General features: G+C 37.1%; 22 protein-coding genes and 1 other RNA gene. 13 read left to right on the top strand and 10 right to left on the bottom strand.

The window, feature by feature from the left end:
• Window positions 1-609 precede the first annotated feature (609 nt).
• Together asnS and rpoN are read left to right on the top strand one after the other, a co-directional pair.
• Window positions 610-2,058, top strand: coding sequence for an asparagine--tRNA ligase (gene asnS / locus AC3FI7_RS11520; protein ID WP_142724903.1), 1,449 nt, complete (start codon window positions 610-612; stop codon window positions 2,056-2,058).
• A 160-nt stretch (window positions 2,059-2,218) separates the two neighbouring features.
• The gene (gene rpoN / locus AC3FI7_RS11515; protein WP_002976989.1) at window positions 2,219-3,682 is read left to right on the top strand and encodes an RNA polymerase factor sigma-54; all 1,464 of its coding nucleotides are present in this window, start codon (window positions 2,219-2,221) and stop codon (window positions 3,680-3,682) included.
• Between the two features lie 103 nt (window positions 3,683-3,785).
• Here rpoN and AC3FI7_RS11510 read toward each other — a convergent pair whose 3' ends face one another.
• From AC3FI7_RS11510 to AC3FI7_RS11500, 3 genes are read right to left on the bottom strand one after another with little or no spacing between them, the layout of a single operon-like run.
• On the bottom strand, window positions 3,786-5,411 hold the full coding sequence (locus AC3FI7_RS11510; RefSeq protein WP_491462057.1) for an AMP-binding protein: 1,626 nt from the start codon (window positions 5,409-5,411) through the stop codon (window positions 3,786-3,788).
• Window positions 5,412-5,469: 58 nt separating this feature from the next.
• Window positions 5,470-6,144: a DUF8845 family protein gene (locus tag AC3FI7_RS11505; RefSeq protein ID WP_343659529.1), complete on the bottom strand. Its 675-nt coding sequence runs from the start codon at window positions 6,142-6,144 to the stop codon at window positions 5,470-5,472.
• Window positions 6,137-6,628 (bottom strand): RNA polymerase sigma factor, encoded by a 492-nt coding sequence (locus AC3FI7_RS11500; RefSeq protein WP_142724900.1) that lies wholly within the window; start codon window positions 6,626-6,628, stop codon window positions 6,137-6,139. The genes AC3FI7_RS11505 and AC3FI7_RS11500 overlap by 8 nt, the downstream gene beginning before the upstream one ends.
• Window positions 6,629-6,815: 187 nt before the next feature.
• Here AC3FI7_RS11500 and rnpB point away from each other — a divergent pair.
• Window positions 6,816-7,140, top strand: an RNA gene (gene rnpB / locus AC3FI7_RS11495) — RNase P RNA component class A.
• A gap of 97 nt (window positions 7,141-7,237) precedes the next feature.
• On the opposite strand, the gene AC3FI7_RS11490 is transcribed toward rnpB, so the two are convergent.
• Together AC3FI7_RS11490 and AC3FI7_RS11485 are read right to left on the bottom strand one after the other, a co-directional pair.
• Window positions 7,238-8,107: a polyphosphate kinase 2 family protein gene (locus AC3FI7_RS11490; protein ID WP_142724899.1), complete on the bottom strand. Its 870-nt coding sequence runs from the start codon at window positions 8,105-8,107 to the stop codon at window positions 7,238-7,240.
• Window positions 8,108-8,373: 266 nt separating this feature from the next.
• Window positions 8,374-8,838: a DUF1573 domain-containing protein gene (locus AC3FI7_RS11485; RefSeq protein ID WP_002977002.1), complete on the bottom strand. Its 465-nt coding sequence runs from the start codon at window positions 8,836-8,838 to the stop codon at window positions 8,374-8,376.
• 128 nt (window positions 8,839-8,966) lie between these two features.
• On the opposite strand from AC3FI7_RS11485, the gene AC3FI7_RS11480 reads away from it, so the two are divergent.
• The 6 genes from AC3FI7_RS11480 (at window position 8,967) to AC3FI7_RS11455 (ending at window position 15,485) form a co-directional block, all read left to right on the top strand.
• Complete coding sequence (locus AC3FI7_RS11480; RefSeq protein WP_491462056.1) at window positions 8,967-11,582, top strand: valine--tRNA ligase; 2,616 nt, start codon at window positions 8,967-8,969, stop codon at window positions 11,580-11,582.
• An 86-nt stretch (window positions 11,583-11,668) separates the two neighbouring features.
• Window positions 11,669-12,304, top strand: a complete 636-nt coding sequence (locus tag AC3FI7_RS11475; RefSeq protein ID WP_491462055.1) for a DUF4241 domain-containing protein — start codon at window positions 11,669-11,671, stop codon at window positions 12,302-12,304.
• 67 nt (window positions 12,305-12,371) lie between these two features.
• The gene (locus AC3FI7_RS11470) at window positions 12,372-13,262 is read left to right on the top strand and encodes a ribokinase (RefSeq protein ID WP_343659526.1); all 891 of its coding nucleotides are present in this window, start codon (window positions 12,372-12,374) and stop codon (window positions 13,260-13,262) included.
• A gap of 89 nt (window positions 13,263-13,351) precedes the next feature.
• Window positions 13,352-14,197 carry an alpha/beta hydrolase family protein gene (locus tag AC3FI7_RS11465; RefSeq protein ID WP_491462054.1) on the top strand — a complete coding sequence of 282 codons (846 nt, stop codon included), beginning with the start codon at window positions 13,352-13,354 and terminating at the stop codon, window positions 14,195-14,197.
• Entirely contained in the window at window positions 14,194-14,838 is a 645-nt protein-coding gene (locus AC3FI7_RS11460) for an HD domain-containing protein (RefSeq protein ID WP_291899015.1), read from the top strand. Before AC3FI7_RS11465 ends, AC3FI7_RS11460 begins: the two co-directional genes overlap by 4 nt.
• 53 nt (window positions 14,839-14,891) lie before the next feature.
• The gene (locus AC3FI7_RS11455; protein WP_142724893.1) at window positions 14,892-15,485 is read left to right on the top strand and encodes a hypothetical protein; all 594 of its coding nucleotides are present in this window, start codon (window positions 14,892-14,894) and stop codon (window positions 15,483-15,485) included.
• A gap of 38 nt (window positions 15,486-15,523) precedes the next feature.
• On the opposite strand, the gene AC3FI7_RS11450 is transcribed toward AC3FI7_RS11455, so the two are convergent.
• On the bottom strand, window positions 15,524-15,754 hold the full coding sequence (locus AC3FI7_RS11450) for a hypothetical protein (protein WP_142724892.1): 231 nt from the start codon (window positions 15,752-15,754) through the stop codon (window positions 15,524-15,526).
• 134 nt (window positions 15,755-15,888) lie between these two features.
• Window positions 15,889-16,779 carry a DUF72 domain-containing protein gene (locus tag AC3FI7_RS11445; RefSeq protein ID WP_142724891.1) on the bottom strand — a complete coding sequence of 297 codons (891 nt, stop codon included), beginning with the start codon at window positions 16,777-16,779 and terminating at the stop codon, window positions 15,889-15,891.
• 349 nt (window positions 16,780-17,128) lie between these two features.
• Between AC3FI7_RS11445 and AC3FI7_RS11440 the strand changes: the two genes are divergently transcribed.
• Window positions 17,129-20,314 carry a TonB-dependent receptor gene (locus AC3FI7_RS11440; RefSeq protein WP_343659522.1) on the top strand — a complete coding sequence of 1,062 codons (3,186 nt, stop codon included), beginning with the start codon at window positions 17,129-17,131 and terminating at the stop codon, window positions 20,312-20,314.
• A gap of 425 nt (window positions 20,315-20,739) precedes the next feature.
• Here the strand turns inward: AC3FI7_RS11440 and AC3FI7_RS11435 are convergent, their stop codons facing one another.
• From AC3FI7_RS11435 to AC3FI7_RS11425, 3 genes are all read right to left on the bottom strand, one after another.
• Complete coding sequence (locus AC3FI7_RS11435) at window positions 20,740-22,398, bottom strand: ribonucleoside-diphosphate reductase subunit alpha (RefSeq protein ID WP_062673967.1); 1,659 nt, start codon at window positions 22,396-22,398, stop codon at window positions 20,740-20,742.
• Window positions 22,399-22,453: 55 nt separating this feature from the next.
• Window positions 22,454-22,744: a hypothetical protein gene (locus AC3FI7_RS11430; RefSeq protein ID WP_142724889.1), complete on the bottom strand. Its 291-nt coding sequence runs from the start codon at window positions 22,742-22,744 to the stop codon at window positions 22,454-22,456.
• Window positions 22,745-22,852: 108 nt separating this feature from the next.
• The gene (locus AC3FI7_RS11425) at window positions 22,853-23,827 is read right to left on the bottom strand and encodes a ribonucleotide-diphosphate reductase subunit beta (RefSeq protein WP_062674779.1); all 975 of its coding nucleotides are present in this window, start codon (window positions 23,825-23,827) and stop codon (window positions 22,853-22,855) included.
• A 424-nt stretch (window positions 23,828-24,251) separates the two neighbouring features.
• On the opposite strand from AC3FI7_RS11425, the gene AC3FI7_RS11420 reads away from it, so the two are divergent.
• From AC3FI7_RS11420 to AC3FI7_RS11410, 3 genes are all read left to right on the top strand, one after another.
• Window positions 24,252-24,941 (top strand): ABC transporter ATP-binding protein, encoded by a 690-nt coding sequence (locus AC3FI7_RS11420; protein WP_142724888.1) that lies wholly within the window; start codon window positions 24,252-24,254, stop codon window positions 24,939-24,941.
• A gap of 99 nt (window positions 24,942-25,040) precedes the next feature.
• Window positions 25,041-25,397, top strand: coding sequence for a four helix bundle protein (locus tag AC3FI7_RS11415; RefSeq protein ID WP_062673974.1), 357 nt, complete (start codon window positions 25,041-25,043; stop codon window positions 25,395-25,397).
• Window positions 25,398-25,528: 131 nt separating this feature from the next.
• On the top strand, window positions 25,529-26,758 hold the full coding sequence (locus AC3FI7_RS11410) for an ABC transporter permease (protein WP_142724886.1): 1,230 nt from the start codon (window positions 25,529-25,531) through the stop codon (window positions 26,756-26,758).
• Window positions 26,759-26,777: the final 19 nt, after the last annotated feature.

The raw sequence follows: 26,777 nt of genomic DNA, 5'->3' as shown, positions 1-26,777 counted from the left end.
CAAAATATCAGTTCTGAACAATAGGTTGATTAAAAATAAAATTCGGAACTGCAGTAACAAAATTATTAACGAGGCTGATAAAAATGAGAAATAAAATCAGCGCAAAAAAACAAAGATGTAGTAATGAATCAATTGTTCATAAGTTAGAGATGTAAAGAATAGTGATCATTTAAAAAATCATGAAACAAGTAAACAAAATCCGTGAATCCTTCATAATGTTTAAAAGTAGTATAGTATAGTCTAAAAATGGATGTAAGACCCGGTGGTTGGCCATAAGTTATCGCTTAAAAACTAATAACCATTTCAATACATTAAAACTAATTCCATGAAAACTCAGAGTAAAATGAAAGTTTTATTCTTTCTAAAAGTGGTAGCGTAGTGGTGTTCACTCCGGGTCAAATACGGATTTATTTTGAAATTCAGGGCAATATTGAGTGGAAATGTAACCTGAAAATGAAGAAGAACAGGCAGGAGAAAAGGTAAAATTCCTGAATCAAAAATTTAAATGTTTGTTAAATGATTTTTAAAGACGGCGCAATCATCAAGTTGCGCTGTTTTTTTGTAACTTTGCAGACATTAATTTTTACACAAAAAATTTATCATCAACAAATGAAAAAGCAAACGATCAAAGAAATCCTGAAGGATTACAAGAAAGTATTACATCATGACATTACAGTTTACGGATGGGTAAGATCATTCCGTGCTAATCGCTTTATTGCACTTAATGATGGTTCTACGATTAATAATTTGCAGATAGTTGTTGATTTCGAAAATTTTGATGAAACGATCATCAAGAATATCAGTACAGCTTCATCCCTTAAAGTAGTAGGTGAAGTGGTGGAGAGCCAGGGTGCAGGACAGTCTGTGGAAATTATTGCTAAAAAGATCATTATTTTAGGGGATAACTTTACGGAAGAACTTCAGAGTACAATTCTTCAGCCGAAGAAACACAGCCTTGAAAAACTTCGTGAGCAGGCGCATTTAAGATTCAGAACAAACCTTTTCGGGGCAGTTTTCAGAGTGCGTCACGCAGTAAGTTTTGCTGTTCATTCATTCTTTAACCAGAACCAGTTTTTCTATATCAATACACCGGTTATTACAGGTGCTGATGCGGAAGGGGCAGGCGAAATGTTTGGGGTAACCAACTTTGACCTGAACAATATGCCAAGAACAGAAGAAGGAGAGATTGATTTTGCGCAGGATTTCTTCGGCAGAAAAACAAACCTTACCGTTTCCGGACAGTTGGAAGGAGAAACTGCAGCTATGGGATTGGGAAGAATTTATACTTTCGGACCGACTTTCCGTGCTGAAAATTCCAACACGACAAGACACCTTGCTGAATTCTGGATGATAGAACCGGAAGTGGCTTTCAATAATCTTGAAGACAATATCGACCTTGCGGAAGATTTCTTAAAGTATGTAATCCAGTACGTATTGGATAACTGTAAAGATGACCTTGAATTCTTAGACAAACGTTTTGAAGAAGAACAAAAATCAAAACCTGAAAAAGAAAGAGCAAAAGAAGGTCTTATCGAAAAGCTTCAGAACGTAGTGGCAAAACGTTTCAAGCGTGTAAGCTACACAGAAGCGATTGAAATTTTATTAAATTCTAAAGAGAATAAAAAAGGAAAATTTGCTTACCCGGTTGAAAAATGGGGAACTGACCTTCAGTCTGAGCATGAAAGATACCTTGTTGAGAAACACTTTGAAAGCCCGGTAGTATTATTTGACTATCCAAAGGAAATCAAAGCTTTCTACATGAAACTTAACGATGACAATAAAACCGTTGCAGCCATGGATGTTCTCTTCCCAGGTATTGGTGAAATCATCGGTGGATCAGAGAGAGAAGCAAGATTAGATGTTTTAAAACAGAAAATGACGGATATGCACGTAGATGAGCACGAACTTTGGTGGTATCTTGATACCAGAAAATTCGGTTCTGTACCGCATGCCGGCTTTGGTTTAGGATTAGAAAGATTAGTTCTTTTCGTAACGGGAATGACGAATATCAGAGATGTAATCCCTTTCCCTAGAACGCCGAAAAGCGCTGAATTCTAGAACAATAAAAAAAGCCTTAATCAGAAGTTAAGGCTTTTTTTATTCTTTAATAGTTTATTATGTTAGGATAAGTAATGCAAAAATCATGCTAAATGCGTTTTTTATCAAATAAATTTATTAAATTCGTAGAATATGTTATGTTAAAACGCAAATAAAGAATATGCTTAAACAACACTTACAACTCAAATTAGGACAGAAGCTGGCCCCTCAGCAGATCCAGTTGATGAAGCTTATTCAGCTTCATACTCTTGAATTTGAAGAGGAGTTGGAGAGAGAGTTAGAAGAAAACCCAGCTTTGGAAATTGCGAAAGAAGATTCTAAGGAAGATGATTACTCTTCCCTTGAAGACGCTTATCAGGATGAGGGTACAGAAAGCATTGAAACAGATTTCGACGTCAATGAATATATTTATGACGATGAACCCAGCTATAAAACCGCATCCAGCAACTACTCTCCGGATGATGAGGAATTTGATAACGAGAGTCTTTTAACGGAAGGACAGTCCTTATATGATTATCTTACAGAACAGATTCATCTGGTGAATATCAGTGATGAAGATCTGAAGATTGCAGAATATCTTATCGGGAATTTAGATACGGACGGCTATCTGAGAAGAGAGATCAAATCTATTGTTGATGATCTGGCTTTCTCACAGGGAATTTATACCACCAAAGAAAGAGTGGAGGATATCCTGGAAAATTATGTTCAGAAACTTGATCCGCCAGGAGTGGGAGCAAGAGGACTGCAGGAATGTCTGTTATTACAGATTGAAAAGAAAGTGAGTTCTGACAAAGCGGTTTCTTTGGCTGCCAACATCCTGAGACATCAGTTTGAAGCTTTAACCAATAAGCACTATAATAAGATCATTCAGAAATATGATATTGAAGAAGATGATCTGAAAGATGCACTGGATGAAATATCAAAACTATCTCCTAAAGTGGGAGGAAATTTTGATACACAGACGATTACAATCAATCAGGAAATTATTCCGGATTTTGTGATTCAGGTGAAAGATGGTCAGGTAATCCCTATGCTGAACAGTAAAAATGCACCTACTTTAAGGGTTTCTGAAGAATACAAAGACATTCTGACAACGTATTCCCATGATAAAAATTCATCAGAGCATAAGCAAGCCGCTTTGTTTATCAAGCAGAAACTGGATGCTGCAAAATGGTATATCGATGCCATTAATCAGCGTCAGAATACTTTATTGCAGACGATTACAGCCATTGTGAAATTTCAGAAAGATTATTTCATCACTGGAGATGAAAAATCTCTGAAACCAATGATCTTGAAGGATGTTGCTGACATTACAGGATTTGATATCTCTACGATTTCAAGGGTAGTAAAAAGTAAATATGCAGATACACCTAACGGTATTGTATATCTTAAAGACCTGTTCTCAGACAGCTTAACGAATGATGATGGGGAAGAAGTTTCCACCAAAGAAATCAAAACTCATCTTCAGGAAGTGATTGATAAAGAAAATAAGAGAAAACCGCTTACCGATGATGCGTTAGTGGTCATTCTGAAAGAACAGGGATATAATATAGCAAGAAGAACGATTGCAAAATATCGTGAACAGCTCAATATTCCGGTAGCAAGGTTAAGAAAAGAACTTTAAAATAAAAAAACAAAAAGCATTTCAATCTGAAATGCTTTTTGTTTTTTTATAATAGATGAAGCAATGGCTCTTTGCCCTTTTACAATTTAGCTTTTCTGCCAAATTAATTTTGTCTTACATTTTCAAGTCCAAGTTCTCGCATCGAAATCTCCCGCATCTCCACTTTTCTTATTTTTCCGGAAATAGTCATTGGGAATTCATCTACAAATTTCCAGTATTTCGGAACTTTATAATGGGCTATTCTGTCTTTGCAGTATTCCTGAAGTTCTTCCGCGGTGATGGTAAATCCTTTTCTTACCTTCACCCAGGCCATTACTTCTTCCCCGAATTTTTCACTGGGAACTCCAATGATCTGAACATCCAGGATATTGGTATAGGTGTATAAGAAATCTTCAATTTCTTTTGGAGAAATATTTTCTCCGCCACGGATGATGAGGTCTTTTATTCTGCCGGAAATAGTGATATAACCGTCTTTATCCATTATGGCCATATCTCCGGTATGCATCCATCGGGCATCATCCAGCACCTTCCTGGTATTTACAGGATCATTCCAGTATTTCAGCATGACAGAATATCCCCTTGTGCAAAGCTCGCCATGTTCCCCGCGTTTTAATGTTCTTCCGTTTTCATCAATAATTTTTATTTCAAGATGATCCTGAGCTGTTCCTACAGTGCTGACCTGTTTATCCAGCGGTGTTCCAATTAAAGTCTGGGTAGATACAGGTGATGTTTCCGTCATGCCGTAGCAGATGCTCATTTCTTTTATATTCATCAGGCTTTCCACTTTCTTCATGATTTCCGGAGGACATACAGAACCTGCCATAACACCGGTCCTTAAGCTTGAAAAATCATAGGTTTCAAAATCTTTTACGGCCAGTTCAGCAATAAACATAGTCGGTACACCATATAAAGAAGTACATTTCTCTTCCGAAACGGCTTTTAAAGTAATCTCCGGATCAAAACTGTCATTAGGGATGACCATACAGGCGCCATGAGCAGTACAGCATATATTTCCGATTACCATGCCGAAGCAATGATAAAAAGGTACGGGAATACAGACACGGTCTTTTTCAGAATATTTTAATCGGATACCTATAAAATAGCCGTTATTGAGGATATTATGGTGAGAAAGCGTAACGCCTTTCGGGAAACCCGTAGTTCCGGAAGTATACTGGATGTTAACAGGATCATCAAACTGTACGTGCTCTTCAAAGCTGTGAAGGACTTCATCTGAAATTTCCTGTCCGTTATTGACAAAATCTTCCCAGTTTTCATCGAAGAATATTTCGTGTTCCAGGGTTGGGCATACTTCTTTTGCATACTCAACCATTTCTTTGTAATTGCTGGTTTTAAAATTTAAGGAAGAGAAAATAAAGCGAACTTCGGATTGATTAAGTACATAAGTTAATTCATGAGTTCTGTACGCCGGATTGATATTCACTAAAATAGTTCCTATCCTCGCAGTAGCATACTGCAAAAGTACCCATTCATAACGGTTGGAAGACCAGATCCCGATTCTGTCACCTGCTTTAGCTCCCAAAAACAATAACGCTTTTGCAACAGCGGTTGTCTGATTATAAAATTCCTGGTAAGTAGCTCTGTAATTCTGATGAACGCAGACTAAAGCTTCCTGATGAGGGTATTTTTCGACAGTACTTTTAAGATTAGCTCCGATGGTCTGTCCTAATAATGGAACCTCAGAAGTTCCATACACATAAGATAAGGGCATAGTTTAAGATTTGGTGGAATAAAATTAATAATTATATCCCGAATTATGCCTATGGATATTAATTTTCCTGAGAATCTATTTCTTTAAGCTGCTTTAGATTTTTATCAAGCTTTTTGATAATCGTGCCATATACCAGTCTGTAGTAAAGCCAGATCATAGAGACTGCGAGCAATGTGCTTACAGCAATTCCAACAATAATAATGGTAAGATTGGAGCCGCTGGGCTGTATATTCTGGGAATTCAATATATAAAATATAAAAGCAATCAGTACAAAAGTGAATATTAAAAGTAATACAATGCTGATCAGGATAAAAGCATTGACGGTGGTTTTGAATTTAATGATCCTGGTGATAAGTCCTTTCAGGTTTTCTTCGATCTTTATTTTCCGGTAATTCTGATAAAATTTCAATACAAAATAGGCTGTGATTAACAGGCTTAAGACTTTTATAGCCAGATAAACATGACCGAAATTATTTTCTGCTTCGGGAGCTTCCTGAGCTCCTAATCTTTCAAGCATCTTACGGAAACTGTCTGACTCTTCTTCCGGGAAAAAGTAGAACAGTCCCAATACTGAAAAGAACAGTAATTCTACAACACTGATCCAGAAAATATATTTCACATAGTTGCGTGACTTTCTGTTCAACATCTGAAGAATTTCACTGTTGTCATATTTAGGCTGAACAGGCTGTTCCTGCCACGTTTTCTTAAAGCTGTCTAAATCAAATTCAGGCATATTTTTCCATCTGTTCTTTAAGGGTTTTCTTTAATCTGTTCATTTTCACGCGTGCATTGACTTCAGTGATTCCGAGGTTTTCTGCAATATCCTTGTATGGCAGATCGTCAAGATACATCATGACAATGGCTCTTTCTACATTGGGAAGAGTCTTGATTACAGTATACAAAAGTGATACCTGCTGCTGTTTTTCATCGTCATCTTCCACAAAATCCCTGTGGTTGATGTCCAGCTCATTTGTAGGAAGGCTTTTGCTTTTTTTTCTAAAGAGGGTAATGGCTGTATTGAGCGCTACACGGTACATCCATGTGGAAATTTTGGAATTTCCTTTAAAAGAATCATAACTTCTCCAGAGCTGTAACACGATTTCCTGGAAAAGATCCTCCTCATCTTCCAGAGAATTGGTATACAGGCGCGATACTTTGATAATCAGTCCCTGATTATCCTTAATAAGCTGCGCAAATTCTTTTTCTCTGGAATTCATAGATATATAATGGCACGAAGATAATAATAAACTGGTAATTAGGGAAAATTATCATGTAAAATAGTAAACAGGCAAAAAAGTAAAAGAGAAATATTATAAATGAGGATCATTTATACAGAACCAAAAACCATTGGGGTGTTTAGCTGTTTTATCTTTTTACCACAAAATTTGTGTACCTTTGCCTCCGCGAGAAAATCGGCCTGTTGATTTCCCGTTTAGCGGGAGGTAGGAAAGTCCGGACACCACAGAGCAGCAAAGCGGATAACATCCGTCATCCGTGAGGGTAGGACAAGTGCAACAGAAAGCAGGTACAGTTCGGCTGTAGTGAAACCAGGTAAACTCTTTGCGGTGCAATGGTAAGTATATCGGTTCTTTTCAGCAATGAAAATAGGGGCGGCTCGTCCTGAAAACCGAGGGGTAATCAGCTCAAGTGCTGCAGCAATGTAGCACGCAGATAAATAACAGGCACTTCTTCGGAAGTACAGAATCCGGCTTATAGATTTTCTCGTGATTTTTTTTAAAAGCTGAAAGTTAGAAGCTGGAAGAGTGAAGTTTTCTAAACGTAATGATTTAAATCTCCATCTTCATGCTTCCTTCTTAAAGCCAATTTTATTCGCTCTCCAATTGTTTTTTGGAATCCTGTAATTCCTGCCTGTCTTTATCGGAAAGGATAGGGTATTTAAGATTCATTTTTTCCAGCGTATCAATAATGATCTGGATAGCAGCTACTCTTGCAAACCACTTGTTGTCAGCTGGAAGAACATACCATGGAGCATGCTCTTTTGATGTTTCGTTAATAGCTGTTTCATAGGCTTCCATATACTGATCGAATAATGCTCTTTCCGGAAGATCTCCTGCAGAGAATTTCCAGTTTTTTTCCTGTTCATCAATTCGATCCAAGAGCCTTTTTTTCTGTTCATCTTTAGATACGTTTAAAAAGATTTTTACAACTGTGGTTCCGTTCTGTGAAAGGTGTTTTTCAAAATTCCGGATGCTTTCATATCTGTTTTCCCAAAATTTGGCATCGAAATCTTTTACGGAAGACCATGTTTTTTCACTCAGATTATATTCAGGATGCACTTTGCATACAAGAACGCTTTCATAATGGGAACGGTTGAAAATTCCTATCATTCCTTTTTGTGGAAGAGCCAGATAATGCCTCCATAGAAAATCATGGGAATATTCTTTGGAACTGGGTGTCTTAAAACTGGTTACATTACATCCCTGGGGATTCACTCCTCCGAAAACATGTTCTATCATGCTGTCTTTCCCTGCGGCATCCATAGCCTGTAATACAACCAACAGAGACTGGCTCCCGTCGGCATATAACTTTTCCTGCAGTTCACGGAGCTTTTCTTTCTCCTGAATCAGCATCTGCTCTCCTTCTTCTTTAGTGAGCTTTCCTTTATAGGAAGTTGAAGCTTTTTTTATTGAAAATTTTCCGTTTATCTTGAAGTCATCTGAGAAATTGGTGTCCATATATTTAAGATTAAAAAATTAAAAAATTAAAAAATTAAAAAATTAAAAAATTAAAAAGATTTTGATATTAAAATTCAATAGGGAGGGCTTTAGCCCATCCATTTAAAGGTAAATCCCGGGGCTTCAGCCAAAACCTAAATAATATATTTGATCAATGTCAATACATTTACTTCAGACTATTACCTATCATCTGCAACCTAATCCAACATAAATGTAATAAAAAAACCGCCTCAATAGAGACGGTTTCTTTATTTTTTGAGTAGAGCTTACTTTGCAGCAGCCTTTTTAGCAAGTTTTGCAGCTTTTTTCTCAGCTTTAGCAGCTTCTTTCTGCTCAGCAGGAGTCAATACTTTTGGCTCAGGAGCGTTAGCATCTACGTTACCTTTGATGTAGATTACACTTCTGTTGTTTGCAGGGTCATTAGAGAAAACTTCAATCATTTTGTTGAAAGGTCCAGGGATTGCTGTGTTATACCCAACCTTAATCTTAGCAGATTTACCCGGCATGATCGGATCCTGACTGAATTCAGGAGTCGTACATCCACAAGAAGGCTTTACATTTGAAAGGATCAAAGGCTTATCACCTGAATTCGTTACTGTAAAGAATCTTGTACCATCAGCATTAGGCTTGATCGTTCCGTAATCGAAAGTTGTTTTATCAAATGTAATTGTTTGTGCAGATGCCAGAGCAAATGTCCCGAATAGTGCAATTCCTGCAATTAGTTTTTTCATATTCTTGAATGTTAATATGTTTGTTAGATAAATTTTGTGAAACAAAGTTAAAAATTATTTTAATTCATGCTTAAAAATTTTTTTCTTTAGACTATTTTTGCAAATTGCAAGCCAAAGAAATAGAATTTATGCAGATTTCAGAAAAGTACAATCCACAGGAAACAGAACAGAAATGGTACAATTACTGGCTGGAAAATAAATTTTTCCACTCAGAGCCTAATGACAAACCACCATATACCGTGGTCATTCCTCCGCCAAACGTAACGGGGATATTACACATGGGGCATATGTTGAATAATACCCTTCAGGATGTTCTGGTCCGCCGTGCAAGAATGCGCGGATTTAATGCTTGTTGGATTCCGGGAACAGATCATGCTTCCATTGCTACCGAAGCTAAAGTTGTTGCTAAACTGAAATCTGAAGGAGTCAGTAAATCAGATATTACCCGTGAAGAGTTTTTAACCCATGCCTGGGACTGGACCAATAAATATGGCGGAACCATTCTTGAGCAGCTCAAAAAATTAGGATGTTCATGTGACTGGGACAGAACCAGATTCACTATGGAAGATAAACTTTCGCAACAGGTTATCAAAAGCTTTGTAGACCTTTATAATAAAGGGCTGATCTACAGAGGTTACAGGATGGTCAACTGGGATCCGGAAGCGAAAACCAATATTTCTGATGAGGAGGTAATATTTAAAGAGCAAAACGGGAAATTATATTTCCTTAAATATAAGATTGAAGGTTCAGAAGAGTTTCTTTCAGTGGCGACTACACGTCCCGAAACTATTTTTGGAGATACAGCGGTATGCATCAATCCTAACGATGAAAGATATGCCCATCTGAAAGGTAAAAACGTAATTGTACCGATTGTTGACAGAGTAATCCCGATTATCGAGGATGAATATGTTGATATTGAATTCGGAACAGGAGCGTTGAAAATTACTCCTGCCCATGATATCAATGATTACGAGATCGGACAGAAACATCAGCTGAAAATGATTGATGCTCTTGACGATGATGGAAATCTTAATGAGCATGGATTACATTATGCAGGGAAAAACAGATTTGAAGTAAGAAAACAGATCGCTAAAGAACTTGAAGAAAAAGATCTTTTGCTTAAGGCTGAAGATTATGTAAATAAAGTAGGAACTTCTGAGAGAACAGGGGCTGTTATTGAGCCCAAAGTTTCAGTACAGTGGTTCCTTAAAATGGCTGAAATTGCCAAGCCGGCTTTGGATGTTGTAATGGATGATGAAGTAAAGTTCTATCCGGAGAAGTTTAAGAACACCTATAAGCACTGGATGGAAAATATCCGTGACTGGAATATTTCGCGTCAGCTTTGGTGGGGACAGCAGATTCCTGCGTATTACTATGGAGAAGGGGATGAAGATTTTGTAGTAGCAGAAACCAAAGAAGAGGCTTTAGAACTGGCGAAGCAAAAAACTGGAAATGCAGGTTTAACATTAGAAAACCTTAGACAGGATGACGATGCATTAGATACATGGTTCTCATCATGGCTGTGGCCAATGTCTGTATTTGACGGGTTACTGGATCCGGAAAATAAAGATATTAATTATTATTATCCTACTTCTGATCTTGTAACCGGACCGGATATTATTTTCTTCTGGGTAGCCAGAATGATTATGGCAGGGCTGGAATACAGAAAAGAAGTACCGTTCAAGAATGTATATTTTACAGGGATTGTAAGAGATAAGCAGAGAAGAAAGATGTCAAAATCTCTTGGAAACTCTCCGGATCCTCTTGAATTAATGGATAAATATGGTGCTGATGGTGTACGTGTAGGAATTCTATTGAGTTCTGCAGCTGGAAATGACCTTCTTTTTGATGAAGATTTAATGCTTCAGGGAAGAAATTTCATGACGAAGATCTGGAATGCTTTCCGTCTGATCAATATGTGGAATCATGAAGACAAACCAGCTGCTGCTACCGATAACCAGGCTATTGAATGGTTTGAAAATAAATTGAACAAAACAATCTTTGAAATCAATGATCAGTTTGAGAAGTTCAGAATTTCCGATGCACTGCATTTGATCTATAAATTAATTTGGGATGATTTTTGCGGTTGGTATCTTGAAGCGATTAAGCCTAACTATGGAGAAGGGGTTTCAAAAGAAGTATATAACAAAACCATCTATTTCTTTGAAGAACTGATGAAGTTGCTTCACCCGTTCATGCCTTTCTTAACTGAAGAATTGTGGCAAACCATCTCAGAAAGGAAGATTGATGAAGCTTTGGTGATTGCTCAGCAGAAAGAGGCGGGACTGTTTGAAGAAAATATTATTAAAAATTTCGAAACTGCTGCGGAATTGATTTCAGGGGTTAGAAATTACCGTCAGACAAAAGGAATTTCACCAAGAGAAGCTGCTGAGATTTATACCAATGCTTCTGAGTTTGCCAATGAAGCAGTGGTAAGAAAGCTGGCTAATGTTTCTGAAATCCACTTCGGACAGAAAACAGATAAGCCAAGCTTTACCTTCCTGGTAGGAGCAACTGAAGTTTCTATTCCTTTAAGTGAAAACTTAGATTTAGGAGAGGAAAAAGCTAAGACTGAAGAAGAACTGAAATACCTGAAAGGATTCCTGGTTTCAGTGGAAAAGAAGCTTTCCAATGAAAAATTTGTGGCGAATGCAAAACCGGAAATCGTAGAGGTAGAGCGTCAAAAACAGAAAGATGCCTTAGATAAGATTGCGATCCTTGAAGAGAAACTGAAAAGTTTGTAAAATATAGACAATAAATTTGTCAGAAATCTCAGGCTGGATACACATGAAAATTGTATCCAGCCTGATGGTTTAAAGAATAAATAAAAATGACACATATAGAAAACATAAAAAAGCTATTCTCGAAAGACTTTGTAGAAAGTCCGTTGCTGGAAAGTTTTGAAGTAGGGAAAATTTATCTTTCCAGTGGGAAGCTGGTTGCCTGCGATCCGTTGATCACCAATGATATGCTTCCTTTCACTACAGAATTCCCCAAAGGAGACTTTTCTGTAATGCTGCACAAAGAACGGGAAAGTAACTGCGTGGCCTATGCAGAGATCATATTCAGTAATTCTGAAGTTAAAGAGTGGAAACTGGCAACCACGTCAGGGCAGAAAATAAGAGATCTGGAGGAAGGGGAAGTTTTTGGATATCCTGTAGAAAGTGGAATGGGATGTTTTATGGATGTTGATACCCAAAACAGTCTCAATGAACTTGAACAGAGATTGTATCAGAATAAAGGAGGTGATTTTATGGGAATCTACGAAGAATTTTTTCATGATTACTTCTTTGATGAAAACGGAGCCATAGATCAGTATGCCTTTCTGAAACCTGCAAAGGAACACCCGGGGACGATCTTTGCTTTTGAAACAGGATATGGAGAAGGATTTTATGCCAGTTATATAGCTTATAACAAAGATCAGCAGCCGGTAAAAATAATTACTGAATTTATAGAAATAAGTTAAATTAAAATTAGTTATTTTAGAGACTTAATTTTATCAGGTATAAACTTTAAAGCTAATACAAAACACAATGAATTTCTCGTCAGAACAGCCCCGTATTATTGTTGTGGGCAGCTCATCCATAGATCTGGTTCTTGAAACCGAAAAACTTCCTTTGCCTAACGAAACGGTTTTGGCCGTTAAGTCAGACAGTTATTTTGGTGGTAAAGGAGCTAATCAGGCGGTAGGAACCTCCAGATTAGGAGCTAGTGTATACTTCATCGGATGTGTAGGGATGGATCCTCTTGGCCAGCAGATCATGAGAAATCTGGTGAGTGAAAATGTGAATGTAGGTTTTGTTCATGAAACCGATAAGGAGGCTACGGGGACAGCGTATGTGACAACTTCTCACGGAAGTGCTGCTATCGTTGTGGTACCTGCAGCCAATAAATATCTTCGTAAATCGCATATAGACGAAGCAGACAAATATTTTCATACTACAGATCTTGTGCTGGTACAGCTGGAGGTTTCTATGGAAGTCGTAGAGCATACCGTGAAAAAAGCCAAACAGTACGGAAAAAAAGTAGGATTGTATGCTTCTCCTGCCATGAGAGTAAGTGAAGATATTTTGGAAAAAGTTGATTTTATCGTGGCTAAAAGCAACGAATTATATATTATTTTCGGAGAAGAAAAAAGAGAAGAAGTCCTTAAAAAATATTTCAATAAGGTTTTTGTAAGGGATGATACCAATTCTACCATTTATTTTGACGGTACTGAGATGAAATATTACAGAAATGATAAGGATGAAACCGTTTATAAAATGGGGATGGGGGATGCCTTTACTTCAGGATTTGCCATAGCACTTTGTCATGGAAACTCTATTGAGGAATGTGTGAAATTCGGAAATGAAGTTTCCTCAAGAGTTTCAGGAGGCAAAGGTTCGCAGACAGGGCTTCCACGAATTTCAGATTTCTTTTCTTAAAGCTATTTACGACATATCAAAAGTCTGAAACTTAACATAAAAATATAAGTAAAATGTCCACTTTTATAGTGGATTTTTTCTTTTATACTATGGAAAAACTAATATTGACCACAGAAGACCAGGTTGCCCTGACAGTCCATTTGTTTAAACCCGAAAAAGATAATGGGAAGCTATTGCTGATCAATTCTGCAACAGGTGTAAAGCAGCAGGTGTATTTTTCCTTTGCAACTTACTTTTCAGAGCAAGGATTTACGGTAATTACTTATGATTACAGAGGAATAGGACTGTCTAAACCAAAAAGCATGAGAGGATTCCATGGCTCAATGAGACTATGGGGTTCAAAAGATTATAAAGCTATAACACAATATATCAAGGCCAACTTTAATGATTTAAAAAAATACTGCTTAGGCCATTCTGTAGGAGCATTAATTCTGGGAATGAATGAGGATTCTGAAATGTTTGAAGAATTGGTGTTTGTAGGAACACAAAATGCTTTTGTCGGAAACCTTAAAGGAATAACAAAAGTTGAAGCATATTTAGGTTTTGGAATTGCCCAGCCATTAACTACTTCACTGTTAGGGTATTTTCCCGCACATTGGTTTGGATTGGGAGAAAGTCTGCCAAAAAATTGCGCATATGACTGGAGAACCTTAATTTTAAACAAGAAATCAACCAACAGACTGTTGGAGAAAATTGATAACTTTTCAGAGAAGCTGACACAGAAAGTATTTGTAATCCGTGCTGAAGACGACATATGGCTGACAGAAAAAGGAGTATTAAGCTTGTTGAATAATACCTATCCCAATCTTAAACCTACTTACAGGCTGGTTGCCGTTTCTGAATCTGATAAAAAGGAAATAGGGCATATCAATTTTTTCAGAAGCTACAACAGTAAACTCTGGGATATTATTTTAAATGAACTGACAGATAAATGAAAAGTACGATTGATAACACCGTAGCATTTGTAAAAGAAAAATTAGAGGGAGCAGAAGCAGGACATGACTGGTTCCATATTGAGAGAGTATGGAAACTGGCTGCTCAAATTGCAGAAACAGAGGATTGTGACAAAGAGGTAGTAGAATTATCTGCACTTCTTCATGATATTGCAGATCCTAAATTTCATAATGGTGATGAAACTATTGCTCCCAAAATATCCAGAGCATTTCTTGAAGAGCAGAATGTTCCGGAAGAAACCATACAGAAGGTTTTGTTTGTAATTGAGAATATTTCATTTAAAAACAGAGACCAGGCTCCAACCAATCCACCTATTGAGCTTCAGATTGTACAGGACGCCGACCGTATTGATGCGATAGGAGCTATCGGAATTGCCAGAACATTCAATTTCGGAGGCTTTAAGAATAATCTGATGTATCATCCGGATATAAAGCCAAAACTTGGAATGTCAAAAGAAGAATATAAAAAATCGAATGGGACAACCATTAATCATTTCTATGAAAAACTATTGCTTCTGAAAGATATGATGAACACCGAAAAAGGAAAGAAAATGGCCGAAGAAAGACATGATTATATGCTGAATTTCCTCGACCAGTTTTATAAAGAATGGAATGTGGACTAGAAAATTGGTCACCGTTATAGATAAAATATAGAGAAGAAGTATCTTTGCAGAATATGACACTCATTATTTTTATAATATTCCTTGCTTCTGTTGTTTCTTTGATCCTGTTTAAGGTTACGTCAGGAAGGATGGCAAAGTGGGCGAAGCTGTTTCGGGTTGTGACAGTGGTTTTTTCAATTTCTGTGTTTACCTATTGGTTTATCAAGAAAAGTGCTGTGGCATTTGTAGATAATTCTGTGGGGCTGCAAGTGATCAATAAGCTTCCCCAAACGTTGGATTTTTATCTCATTAATGTCAATAAAAACGATAAAACCTCAACTCTTGAACCCAAGCATATCGGGAAAATACGTCCTGAATATTACAGGATAGAATATCTGAAAATGGATAAGTCTGATGAATACTGGATTGTAGGATATCTTGGAAAGAAGAATCTCGTATATTTTTCTCAGCATTCCGTACCGAATAAAAATATTGACCAGATTGTAGAAGTACAGAATTATATCAACCAAAGTATGAAGCTTTCTGAAGCAGCCAAAAAACAGGTTGATTCCTATAATTATGAGAATACAAAGCTAGGGATATGGATTACACTGGATTTCCTGCTTCTGTTTCTTAATCTGGTATTGCTTATGAGAAAAAATAAATAAAAAAGGTAATGAGTATAAAAAGCTCATTACCTTTTTTATTAAGGATAATCCAGAATCTGCATAATCCGTTCTTTAAATTCTTCGGGGCATGATTTGATAAGTTTATCCTTATTCTGCTTACTGATTTCTTTAGGCTCTAGCCATTCAGACTTATTGGAATTCAGACTGTGGTTGTCATATACTCTTTTTATGGTGTGGTTTTCATAAAAAACATATTCATCACCAAGCCAGTTATTGGCAATACTGATTGTACAAATTTCCTTTTCCATGATTTATGTTTTAAAATATAATGTTTAGTGAAATACACTATACTCTAATTTACGATTTTTTTTGTTACGAAAAGGAATTTTCAGCTATTTTTAAAGAAAATAAATAAAGCTGTTTAATGTTTTGTTTCTGTCATTCAGAACAGCGTTCCTGTACTTTCTGTTGCCATTTGGGGAACATGTATATCAGTATTCCATTCTTCGTTTATTTTCTTTATAAAATAGGCAGATAATAAAGGTGAGGCTTTTTCAATATTCTGGTGTACAAAAAAGTAAAGATTCTGAAGACCTTCTTTTTTCCATTTTGTGAGGTGTTTCAACCAATCATCCAGCCTTTCATAATCACTTTCTGCATTGGCACCTACATAACGTATGAATGCATTTGGAGTAGTAAGACGCATATGAAGCATATCTCTTCTTCCTGCAGTATCTACGATAATGTTGGTAATATTATAGGCTTCAAAAAGTTCACATGTTGTATTAAGAATTTCCTCGTCGGTAAACCATTCTGTATTTCGGAGTTCTATAGCTAATGGGACTTCTTTAGGCCATTCTTTTACAAACTTTTCCAGTCTGTCATAATCTTTAGGTTTAAAATTATCATGAAGCTGAAGAAAAGCCATTCCCAGCTTTTCATCAAAATTGATCACGGCGGAAGCAAAATGAGTCACCGGATCTGTCACATCAATTAATCTTCTGAAATGAGAAACGGTATTGGTGATCTTTGGAAAGAATTTAAAGTTTTCAGGAGTTTTCTCTTTCCATGTTTTTACCTGGTCAGGAGTAGGCATTCCATAGAAAGTAGCATTGAGCTCTATAGAATTAAACTGAGTGGCGTAATACGTCAACTCATCTTTGGTTCCTTTAGGATAAAATCCTTTAAGGTCAGTCTTATTCCATTTAGCACATCCAATAGAAATATTTTCCAATCCCTTTTTATTAAGAGCCAGAATCTCCTTTGTTCTGGGATGGTCTTTAGGTAATGTGAAATTTATTTTAGAAGGGTCTTCTACTTGTCCGAATTTCATATCTGTAGTTTTGGTATTAAACAATAAACACAAATATAAACCAAAAATCCCAGAGCATTTCATGATTTTCAGGGAAAGTAACTGATGGATAAATTGGTTGGTTTCACAATGACTTTGAGGAAATATATTCTTTTCCGGATGCTCTTCATAAGAGAGTATATGCTTGTAAAGTCTTGTAAACAGAAGATTCTTTATTTTCTGTAGAAAATTTCGTGAGGATGATACTATCTTCTTATTAAGTTTTTTTTAAGGAAATATTAAACATTCTGTTACGTAATGTTAATTTTATGTTACCACACTTCATATTTAGGAGATCTAATTTTACACCAAGTTTATAGCGAATAAAAATATGAAGAAAAAAATCATCTGTGCTTTTGCCCTGTTATCTTTTGGGTTTGCATTTTCACAGGAAACCAGCTCTAAAATTTTTGGAAGATTAAAGGGAATTTCTTCCGAAGTTACGGTAAAGGTAGTGCATATTCCTACCAACAGTACCTTTGAAACGAAAAGTAACAGCAAAGGGCAGTTCAGCTTAGATAATCTTCAGCCTGGAGGACCTTATAAAATTGAAATATCAGATGGGGCACAGGTTATTTATGAGAACCCGAACCTGCAGCTTTCCTTGGGAAATAATGATCTGCCCGTAGTAGAAATAGGAAATAAAGAAAAAACAATTGACGAGGTGAAAATTACCTCCAAAAAAACGACTGCAAAATATGGGGTAGGAATCAGCCAGGCTCAGATTTCCGGGCTGCCAAATATCAATCGTGGTATCCAGGATGTCACTAAACTGGTTCCCCAGAGTGCCAACAATTCTTTCAACGGAACCAATTTCCGTTATAATAACGTAACGATTGACGGTTCTATCAATAATGATGCAATTGGTTTCAGCCCTTCATTGGGAGGACAGACAGGAACTTCCGGAATGCCCGGAAGCAGTACCCGATCCAATTCTATAAGCCTGGATGCTATTCAGGATGTGCAGGTGTATATTGCTCCTTATGATGTGAAACTGGGAAATTTCCTTGGAGGAAGTATCAATGCGGTAACCCGAAGCGGAAGCAATGATGTTACAGGTTCTGTCTATGCATATGGAAGAAATGCTGCGATAACAGGAAGAAACAGAGTGGGAGACAATTCTAAAATGCCGAAGGATTTTGAAGATTTTATCTATGGGGGAAGAGTAGGACTGCCAATTGTAAGGGATAAAGTATTCCTGTTTACCAACTTGGAATATACCAAAAGAACGGATCCTGTATTCTATAATGCCAACGATCCGGGAGCACTGGTGAACGAACAGGTAGCCCAGCAGATTTCTGATTTTGTACGCAATAAATATGGCTTCAATGTAGGAAGCTTTAACCAGTACAATAACTTTTCAGAAAGTTCAAAGCTTTTCAATAAGCTGGATTGGAAAATTAATGACAGACATACATTGTCCATTAAAAACAATACGGTATTTTCACAGGCATCCAACCTGGAAAGAGACGGGGCCAACTTCAGATTCTCCAGCATGGATTTCGTTCAGAAAAATACAGCTTCCACTACAACACTTGAATTAAAAAGCCGCTTCAATGACCAGTGGAGCAATAATCTGGTACTGGGATATTCTTCGATTCATGATTACAGAGACCCCACTTCCGGTAACGCAATGTTTCCTCAGGTGGAAATTGCTTACAATGGCGGAACTATCCTGTTGGGAAATGACAGAGAAGCCACCGTTTTCAATATGAAACAGAAAACTTTTGAAATCACCGACAACCTTACTTATAAAAAAGGAAATCATACCTTCCTTTTGGGAACTCACAATGAGCTGTATAATATCAACTACGGTTTTGTAAATGCCCTGAACGGAAGAATTTCCTATAAAAACCTGACTGACTTTTATAATGGGACACCGGCCAGGATAAGAGGTACTTATCCTTTTAACGGAGACAGTAGACAGACACTTTTTGATAATCCTTATGCTCAATATAAAGTAAATCTCCTTTCCTTATATCTTCAGGATGAAATCAACTGGGGCAGAGTGAGACTGTCACCGGGAGTTAGAGTGGATTATACAGATTTACCGAATAAACCACAGTTGAGTCCATTGGTAACCAATTCCCCTCAGGATCCGAATTACGGAAATACCTATAACTATACTCCATTGAGCCAGCTTACTAATAACTATCTGAACAAGCCGACATTTTCTCCAAGACTTGGATTTACCATTGATCTTACAGAGAACAGATCGATGGTGTTAAGAGGTGGATCAGGTATTTTTGTGGGGAGAATTCCTTTTGCATGGCTGGGATATGCTTATTACAACGACGGAGTAGGTTTCGGAAGTTATGACTACAACGGACCAACAGCGGCACAGCTTGCTGCCAACGGAGATCCATTGAACAGTTCCAATTTCCCTAAATGGCAGAACTCTTCAAAAGTACAGGTAGACCTTATTGATAATAATTTTAAAATGCCAAGGGTATGGAGAAGCTCATTAGCTTTTGATTATACACTGGCCGGGTACAAACTGACATTGGAAGGTATTTATACAAAGGTACTTTATGATCTGAAATTCCAGCAGGTAAACAAAACAGACAATGTTAATTATTACAGCTATGATGTGAATCATGAAATGCCAATCTATACGACAAATATTAACAGTAATTTTTCCAATGCCTATCTTTTGTCCAATACCAAAGAAGGGTATCGCTATAATCTGACGGCACAGCTTTCAAAATCATATGATTTCGGATTTAATTTTTTTGTAGCCTATACTTACGGAGATGCTAAAGATATCACCAATGGTATCAGAAACTCGATGGAAAGTAACTGGCAGATGAATCAGTCTCTTACACCTAATGATCCGAAACTGACCACCTCCAATTTCGCTATCAAAAACAGAGTGGTAGCCAATCTTGGATATGCCTTTAACATTTCTGATATGAACAGGTTATCCACCAATGTGTATTTCAATGCCCAATCCGGAAATCCTTTTTCATGGGGGTTTGTGAACAGTACAATTGCCAATACCGGACAGGCTGCAGGGCTTGCATATATCTTTAAAGATGCTGCAGAAGCTGCCAAATATATTGTTCCTATAAAAGATGCAGCAGGAAATGTAGTGGTAACTGCTCAGCAGCAGATCGCAGATTATGAAAGCTTTGTCAACAGTAATGACTATCTGAAATCCAGACGAGGTAAATTTACAGAGAGAAACGGCGATGTTACTCCATGGAATATTCAGGCGGATATCAGAATCATGGATGAAATCAGGCTGAGCAAGAAATCTAAGAATAATATACAGATCTCATTGAGTATCATCAATTTTACCAATCTGCTGAATAAAGATTGGGGAAAAGTATATTTTGTACCTAATACCTTCAACTCCACAGCAAGTGTAGGATTGACAAAAGTTGGGAATATAGCATCAGGACAGCCTTCTGCCGGAGATCCTACATATAATTTCAAAACACCGGGACTGCCTTATACCATTGATCAGTTTGCATCAAGGTTCCAGGCTCAGCTGGGTATCCGATATAATTTTTAATTACGCTTTTACATTTTACTTCATAATTCTTTTTCAAAGGTCCGGATTTTCTTTCCGGACCTTTTTATAAATGATAATTCATGAATTATAGATCGCTGATACAGAAATTGCAATTTATCTTTACCATCAATTAGATAAATTAATGCAATCATCTGCGGAAATCTGCGTAATCTATGGTTAATTAAAACTCATACAAATGATAGCTATTCAATAGGAACGGGCTTTAGCCCGTTTTCATAAAATAAGCCATAATATCCATTGGCTTTAGCCAAAACTTATTAATACCATAGGAAGATCTGTAAAAATCTGTGTAATCCGCGGACGAACAAATTAAACTGACCTCATCCCAACCTATTATGTTATAAAACGACAAAAGCACACCTTTCAGTATGCTTTTGTAAATATAGCGTGTTTATTACTTGGTCCTATGCCTCGCAGCTTGAGCATGATACGAAGTTAACCATCATTTCTTTTGAAACCGATGAACTTCTCTGGTAGTAAAGCGTTTTTACGCCTTTTTTCCATGCTTCAATATAAAGATAGTTAACATCTTTTACAGGCATTGTAGAAGGAATCTGAAGATTCAGTGACTGTGCCTGGTCAATGTATTGCTGTCTCTGTGCTGCCTGAGAGATAATCTCCATCGGAGAGATTTCTTTGAACGTTTTGAATACTGCCTTTTCTTCAGGAGTAAGCTCGTTCAGGTGCTGTACCGATCCATGGTTGAGCATGATGGTTCTCCATGTTTCTTCGTTATCCAGCCCTTTTTCTTTCAATAGCTGTGCAAGATATTTGTTCTTACGCATAAAGTTTCCTTTGGCAAGACCTGCTTTATAATAGTTAGAAGAGAAAGGCTCAATTCCAGGAGAAGTCTGTCCTAAGATTGCAGAACTTGAAGTGGTAGGAGCAATAGCCATTGTTGTGGTGTTTCTCAATCCATATCCTTTCAATACTTCCGGCTCTCCATAGATGTTCGCAAGTTCTCTTGAAGCCTGCTCAGCCTGTTCTTTGATATGTCTGAATGCTCTTGCGTTGAACTGAGTCGCCTCAAAGCTTTCAAACGGAATCATATTTTTCTGTAAATAAGAATGATATCCTAAAACTCCTAATCCAAGAGCTCTGTGACGCATCGCGAAGTTTCTGGCACCCTGCAGGTAATAGTTACCTTCAGTTTTGTCAATAAATTCGGATAATACAGCATCAAGGAAGTATACGGCTAATTTTACGGCATCTGTATCTTTCCACTCATCATACAATTCAAGGTTCATGGAAGACAGACAGCAGATGAAAGATTCTTCCATTGTGGATGGAAGCATGATTTCAGAACAAAGATTACTTGCATTCACCGTCATTCCTAGATCTTTGTAAACCTGAGGTTTATTTCTGTTTACGTTGTCTGTAAAGAAAATATACGGAAGACCTTTTTGCTGGCGACTTTCCAATACTCTTGCCCAAACTTTACGTTTTTCCATATCACCGTCAATCATATCCTGCATCCAGTAGTCCGGTACGCATACTCCGGTAAACAGGTTCTGAATCGGACTACCAATATCTTTAATAGATAAAAATTCTTCAATATCTCCGTGGTCAATATCTAGGTAAGCAGCAAAAGCACCTCTTCTTACTCCTCCCTGAGAAACAACATCCATAGCCGTATCGAAAAGTTTCATGAATGAAACTGCACCTGAAGATTTTCCGTTATCCGTTACAGCGGTTCCTCTGTTTCTCAATTCTCCAAAATATCCTGAAGTACCCCCTCCGATTTTAGTCTGCATGATGACCTCACCCATTTTGTGAGTAATTCCTTCAATACTGTCCGGGATGTGAACATTGAAACATGAGATAGGAAGACCTCTTTCTGTTCCCATATTAGCCCATACAGGAGAAGAGAAGCTGATCCATCCTTTCGTGATCATTTCTTTGAATGCCGGTTGAAGTTCAGGTTTGTATAACCTTTTTGCAGCGGCAGTGGTAATTCTGTCGATCGCTCCGTCTACCGTTTCACCTTTCAACAGATATCCTCTGTTAAGCATTTGCTCAGACTCTTCATTGAGCCACCATATATTTGAATTTTGCTCTTCCATAGATGTTATATTTTCGAATTCCGGAATGAGAGAATCACTCCGGAATTTTGTTTTTTTATAGTATTGATTGTAAAATTTCTACTTTGTGGGAACCGTTCAGTCCGCTTTCATCTCTTAATCTCTGAAATTCTTTAAAAGACGGAACATTCAAAACCTCATGCTGAACTTCTTCATTGATGTAGTTTGAATAATGTACAAATGTAACACCATCTTCCTTTACAAAAACTTTATATTCAAAGGTGGAAGAATCTAAATTTTTGAAATCTTCCAGAAACTTTTGGATATTAGTTTTATTATTGGGAACAAATTCGGGTTTTACCGTGTAGGTTACTATTACATTGATCATTTCTTTTGTATTTGTGCTTTATTCATGAACAGCATTTCCACATATTAATCAGCAAAGGGTAATCCTGATACTGACTGCTTTGACGCTCGCTTCGCTCGCGCTCCAATATTAGAACAAATCGTTTGCTGTAATACTCTTGTCGTGCTTGGTATAGTCAACAGGTCTTTTTGCAAAGAAATCATCTAATGAATTGGCGAAAACTTCCTCTTCGAACCATACCATTGGTCTGTATTGTTCAGGAGTAATGTTGTATTTTGTTTTCATGTTGATTTTCTTCAAGCTGTCATCTACACGGTATTTCATGAAGTTTAACAGGTCTTCTTTAGAAACGTTGTCGATTTCTCCCAGTTCAAAGATCCAGCTAAGAATGTCTCCTTCTCTTGCGATAGATTCATCCACCAAAGTGTAAATGTCTTCGATATCGCTGTCTGTTAACAAGTCAGGCTGTTCCTCACGGATTTTGTTGATCAGATAAATTCCGGCGTTAGCGTGAATTTGCTCATCTACGGAAGTCCATGCAATGATATTGGAAACATTTTTCATAAACCCTTTGAATCTTGTAAAAGAAAGGATGATGGCAAACTGCGAGAAAAGAGAAACGTTTTCCACCAAAATACTGAATAACAGTAAAGCGGAAACATACTCCTTAGGAGTAGCCGAATTAGCATGTTTTAAAGCATTTCCAAGGAATTCGATTCTTCCTTTTACAGCAGGAATTTCGATGACGTTAAGGAATTCATCATTATATCCTAAAACCTCTAATAAACGGGAATATGCTTCAGAATGACGGAACTCGCATTCTGCAAAAGTAGATCCTAATCCATTGAATTCCGGCTTTGGTAAGTGGTTATATAAATTTCCCCAGAATGTCTTTACAGACACCTCGATCTGTGCAATGGCTAACAGCGCATTCTTCACAGCGTGCTTTTCATGTGGTTCCAACTGCGAATGAAAATCCTGAACATCTGCAGTAAAGTCCACTTCCGAATGTACCCAGAACGATTTGTTGATGGCTTCTACAAATTGAAGAACCTCCGGGTATTCAAATGGCTTATAGCTTACTCTTTTATCAAAAATTCCCATATTAAATATCTTTATAATTAAATAATTTAGATCCTTGTGGATAACGTTCCGGAAATACTTAACTTTTTGTTTTTCTGCGGGTTGTGAATTGAAGTTATTCACTTTTGCAAATCCATATTTCTTGTAAAGAACTAATAGCAAAGTTCGAAAAAAAGAACTGATTTTGAAAGGGGTAAATACTAATCGGCTGACTTTTAGCCGGAAAAGTTTTCCACATTTACATGAAACAGCCTCGGATAATAGGCTAGACAGCAATCCTGAGGATAAATAGATGGAAATTGGAAGTTACAGTTAAACAATATTTTGTAAAGTATTATAAATAAAGGTTTAATTTGTTAAACAAAAAAATATTTGAATAAATTTTTATTCTTGTAACAATTTGAAAATATCGTCTACTTATTGGGTATAAAACATACATCACTTAATGTTAGTAATTCAGGATTTAAATAAGTCATACGATACAGGAAAAAGCAAGCTTCATGTTCTCAAAGGAATTAATCTGAATATTTCTGAGGGCGAGTTTGTTTCTATTATGGGAAGTTCCGGTTCCGGAAAATCTACACTTCTTAATATTATTGGGATTCTGGATGAAAAAGATTCTGGAACCTATGAGTTAGACGGAGTACCTATTGAACATTTATCTGAGGTAAAAGCTGCAGAATACAGAAGCCGGTTTTTAGGATTTATTTTTCAGTCTTTTAATCTTATCAATTACAAAACAGCTTTAGAGAATGTAGCGCTTCCTCTGTATTATCAGAATGTACCGAGGAAAGAGCGAAATCAGAAGGCACTGGAATACCTGGAAAAAGTAGGATTGGCACAGTGGGCGAACCACCTTCCAAGCGAACTTTCCGGAGGACAGAAGCAGAGAGTAGCTATTGCAAGAGCTTTAATTACTGATCCAAAAGTGGTGCTGGCAGATGAACCTACCGGAGCATTGGACTCTAAAACTACTCATGATATTATGAAACTGCTTCAGGATATCAATAATGAAGGAAAGACAATCATCGTTGTAACCCACGAACCCGATGTAGCTGCACAGACCAAAAGAAATGTAGTGCTGAAGGACGGGGTTATTGAAAGTGATGAGTTTATTAAGCAGATTGTACTATAGGTGAATAGTGAATGGTCAATTTTGCTTCGCAAGTGAATTTTACAATGAGAATGGTAATTAATTTACAACACACACAAATGAATATGAAAAAAAATAAAAATGTTTTTAAATCTGAACCATTATAAACTTGATGTTTATCAGTCAGCCAGAGAATTAAGAATAGAATGTTATAAGATTTTATCTAAAATTCCTGATCATGAAAAATTTAATATAATCGATCAGATACGGAGAGCTTCTACTTCAGTGGTATTAAATATTACCGAAGGATGTTCAAGAAAGTCTGAACTGGAAAGGAAAAGGTATTTTGAAATTGCCAGAGGTTCGGTTATTGAGTTGGATTCTTGTTTTGATATTGTTATAGAATGTAACTATATTAAAATAGAAGAATTAACAAAAATTGGAAATTTAATAAAAACAGCATTTATCTTGTTAAGTAAAATGTTGAAAAAAGATTAGAAATGTAAAAATGAATTTTGCTTCGTAATTAAAGACTTATGAAGAATAAATTGACAACAAAGTTAATTGACTTCGAAGAAAATTGAAAGCGCAGCTAATTGACTTTTTTACAAAGTAAAAAAATAAAAATTATGTTTGACCTAGATCGTTGGCAGGAAATATTCAGTTCTATCCGGAGCAATGTGCTAAGGACGGTACTTTCGGGGTTTACGGTAGCTTTGGGGCTGTTTATTTTCATTGTACTTTTCGGAATTGGAAAAGGGCTTCAGAATGCTTTCTCTGAAGGGTTTTCAGGTGATGCCAAAAACCTGATTACCATTACTACAGGAAAAACGACATTGGCTTATAAAGGATTACAGTCGGACCGTACGGTTACGTTGAATAATGGTGATTATGATTTCCTTATCAATGCTGACAAAAAGAATGTAGGAGCTTCCAGCCCTAGGTATAATGCCAGTTTAATGGTGAAATATGGCAAAGAAAGCGGGATTTATCAAATCCATGGAGCAGAGCCGGGTGAGCAGATTATTGAAAACCGGAAAATGATTGACGGCCGATATATTACGCCGAGAGATCTGGAAGGAAAACAAAATGTTGCTGTTATCGGGAGAATGGTTCAGAGAGATTTGATCAAGAACGGAAGCCCCGTAGGAAAAGAACTTGATATCAACGGAACCATGTTTAAGGTGGTAGGTGTATTTTCTGATGATGGCGGTGACTGGGATGAGAGACATATCACAGTACCTATTACCACTTTGCAGCAAATGAAAAAAGGTTCTGATACAGTAAATATTGCCTATATCTCCTACAGTGATAAACTCACTCCGCAGGAAGCCATTAAGTATGGAGATGAGCTTAAAGATAAACTGAAATCAAGAAAAAATGTTTCCCCAGATGATGAAAATGGGGTGCGTGTCTGGAACAATGCTAAAAACATGAATGATACATTCACCTTTATGGCTGTACTCACGGCGATTGTTGGATTTATCGGACTGGGAACATTGCTGGCCGGAATCATTGGAATCAGTAACATTATGGTCTATATCGTAAAAGAAAGAACCAAAGAAATTGGCGTACGAAAAGCTATTGGTGCAAAACCAAGCGGAATTGTAGGACTGATTGTTCAGGAGAGCGTTGTGATTACAGTGGTTTCCGGACTTGTTGGAGTAGGAGTAGGCGTTTTGACTTTAAGTCTTATCGGAAACAGTCTTGAAGAGTTCTTTATTAAAAGCCCAAGTGTAGGTTGGGGCGCCATCATCATGGCATTTATCGCTTTGATTTTCTCAGGATTGATCGCAGGATTTGTACCGGCATACAGAGCTTCAAGAATTAAACCGATCGAAGCTTTGAGAACAGAATAATTGGCGAAAAAATAAACGG

The organism is Chryseobacterium sp. TQ-BC-N36, from assembly GCF_058382295.1.
This window is presented reverse-complemented; position numbering and strand designations above follow the sequence as displayed.

Bases quoted from the DNA above. Each gene is read 5' to 3' on its own strand.
- asnS (WP_142724903.1), top strand. From the start codon at position 610: ATGAAAAAGCAAACGATCAAAGAAATCCTGAAGGATTACAAGAAAGTA.
- rpoN (WP_002976989.1), top strand. From the start codon at position 2,219: ATGCTTAAACAACACTTACAACTCAAATTAGGACAGAAGCTGGCCCCT.
- AC3FI7_RS11510 (WP_491462057.1), bottom strand. From the start codon at position 5,411: ATGCCCTTATCTTATGTGTATGGAACTTCTGAGGTTCCATTATTAGGA.
- AC3FI7_RS11505 (WP_343659529.1), bottom strand. From the start codon at position 6,144: ATGCCTGAATTTGATTTAGACAGCTTTAAGAAAACGTGGCAGGAACAG.
- AC3FI7_RS11500 (WP_142724900.1), bottom strand. From the start codon at position 6,628: ATGAATTCCAGAGAAAAAGAATTTGCGCAGCTTATTAAGGATAATCAG.
- AC3FI7_RS11490 (WP_142724899.1), bottom strand. From the start codon at position 8,107: ATGGACACCAATTTCTCAGATGACTTCAAGATAAACGGAAAATTTTCA.
- AC3FI7_RS11485 (WP_002977002.1), bottom strand. From the start codon at position 8,838: ATGAAAAAACTAATTGCAGGAATTGCACTATTCGGGACATTTGCTCTG.
- AC3FI7_RS11480 (WP_491462056.1), top strand. From the start codon at position 8,967: ATGCAGATTTCAGAAAAGTACAATCCACAGGAAACAGAACAGAAATGG.
- AC3FI7_RS11475 (WP_491462055.1), top strand. From the start codon at position 11,669: ATGACACATATAGAAAACATAAAAAAGCTATTCTCGAAAGACTTTGTA.
- AC3FI7_RS11470 (WP_343659526.1), top strand. From the start codon at position 12,372: ATGAATTTCTCGTCAGAACAGCCCCGTATTATTGTTGTGGGCAGCTCA.
- AC3FI7_RS11465 (WP_491462054.1), top strand. From the start codon at position 13,352: ATGGAAAAACTAATATTGACCACAGAAGACCAGGTTGCCCTGACAGTC.
- AC3FI7_RS11460 (WP_291899015.1), top strand. From the start codon at position 14,194: ATGAAAAGTACGATTGATAACACCGTAGCATTTGTAAAAGAAAAATTA.
- AC3FI7_RS11455 (WP_142724893.1), top strand. From the start codon at position 14,892: ATGACACTCATTATTTTTATAATATTCCTTGCTTCTGTTGTTTCTTTG.
- AC3FI7_RS11450 (WP_142724892.1), bottom strand. From the start codon at position 15,754: ATGGAAAAGGAAATTTGTACAATCAGTATTGCCAATAACTGGCTTGGT.
- AC3FI7_RS11445 (WP_142724891.1), bottom strand. From the start codon at position 16,779: ATGAAATTCGGACAAGTAGAAGACCCTTCTAAAATAAATTTCACATTA.
- AC3FI7_RS11440 (WP_343659522.1), top strand. From the start codon at position 17,129: ATGAAGAAAAAAATCATCTGTGCTTTTGCCCTGTTATCTTTTGGGTTT.
- AC3FI7_RS11435 (WP_062673967.1), bottom strand. From the start codon at position 22,398: ATGGAAGAGCAAAATTCAAATATATGGTGGCTCAATGAAGAGTCTGAG.
- AC3FI7_RS11430 (WP_142724889.1), bottom strand. From the start codon at position 22,744: ATGATCAATGTAATAGTAACCTACACGGTAAAACCCGAATTTGTTCCC.
- AC3FI7_RS11425 (WP_062674779.1), bottom strand. From the start codon at position 23,827: ATGGGAATTTTTGATAAAAGAGTAAGCTATAAGCCATTTGAATACCCG.
- AC3FI7_RS11420 (WP_142724888.1), top strand. From the start codon at position 24,252: ATGTTAGTAATTCAGGATTTAAATAAGTCATACGATACAGGAAAAAGC.
- AC3FI7_RS11415 (WP_062673974.1), top strand. From the start codon at position 25,041: ATGTTTTTAAATCTGAACCATTATAAACTTGATGTTTATCAGTCAGCC.
- AC3FI7_RS11410 (WP_142724886.1), top strand. From the start codon at position 25,529: ATGTTTGACCTAGATCGTTGGCAGGAAATATTCAGTTCTATCCGGAGC.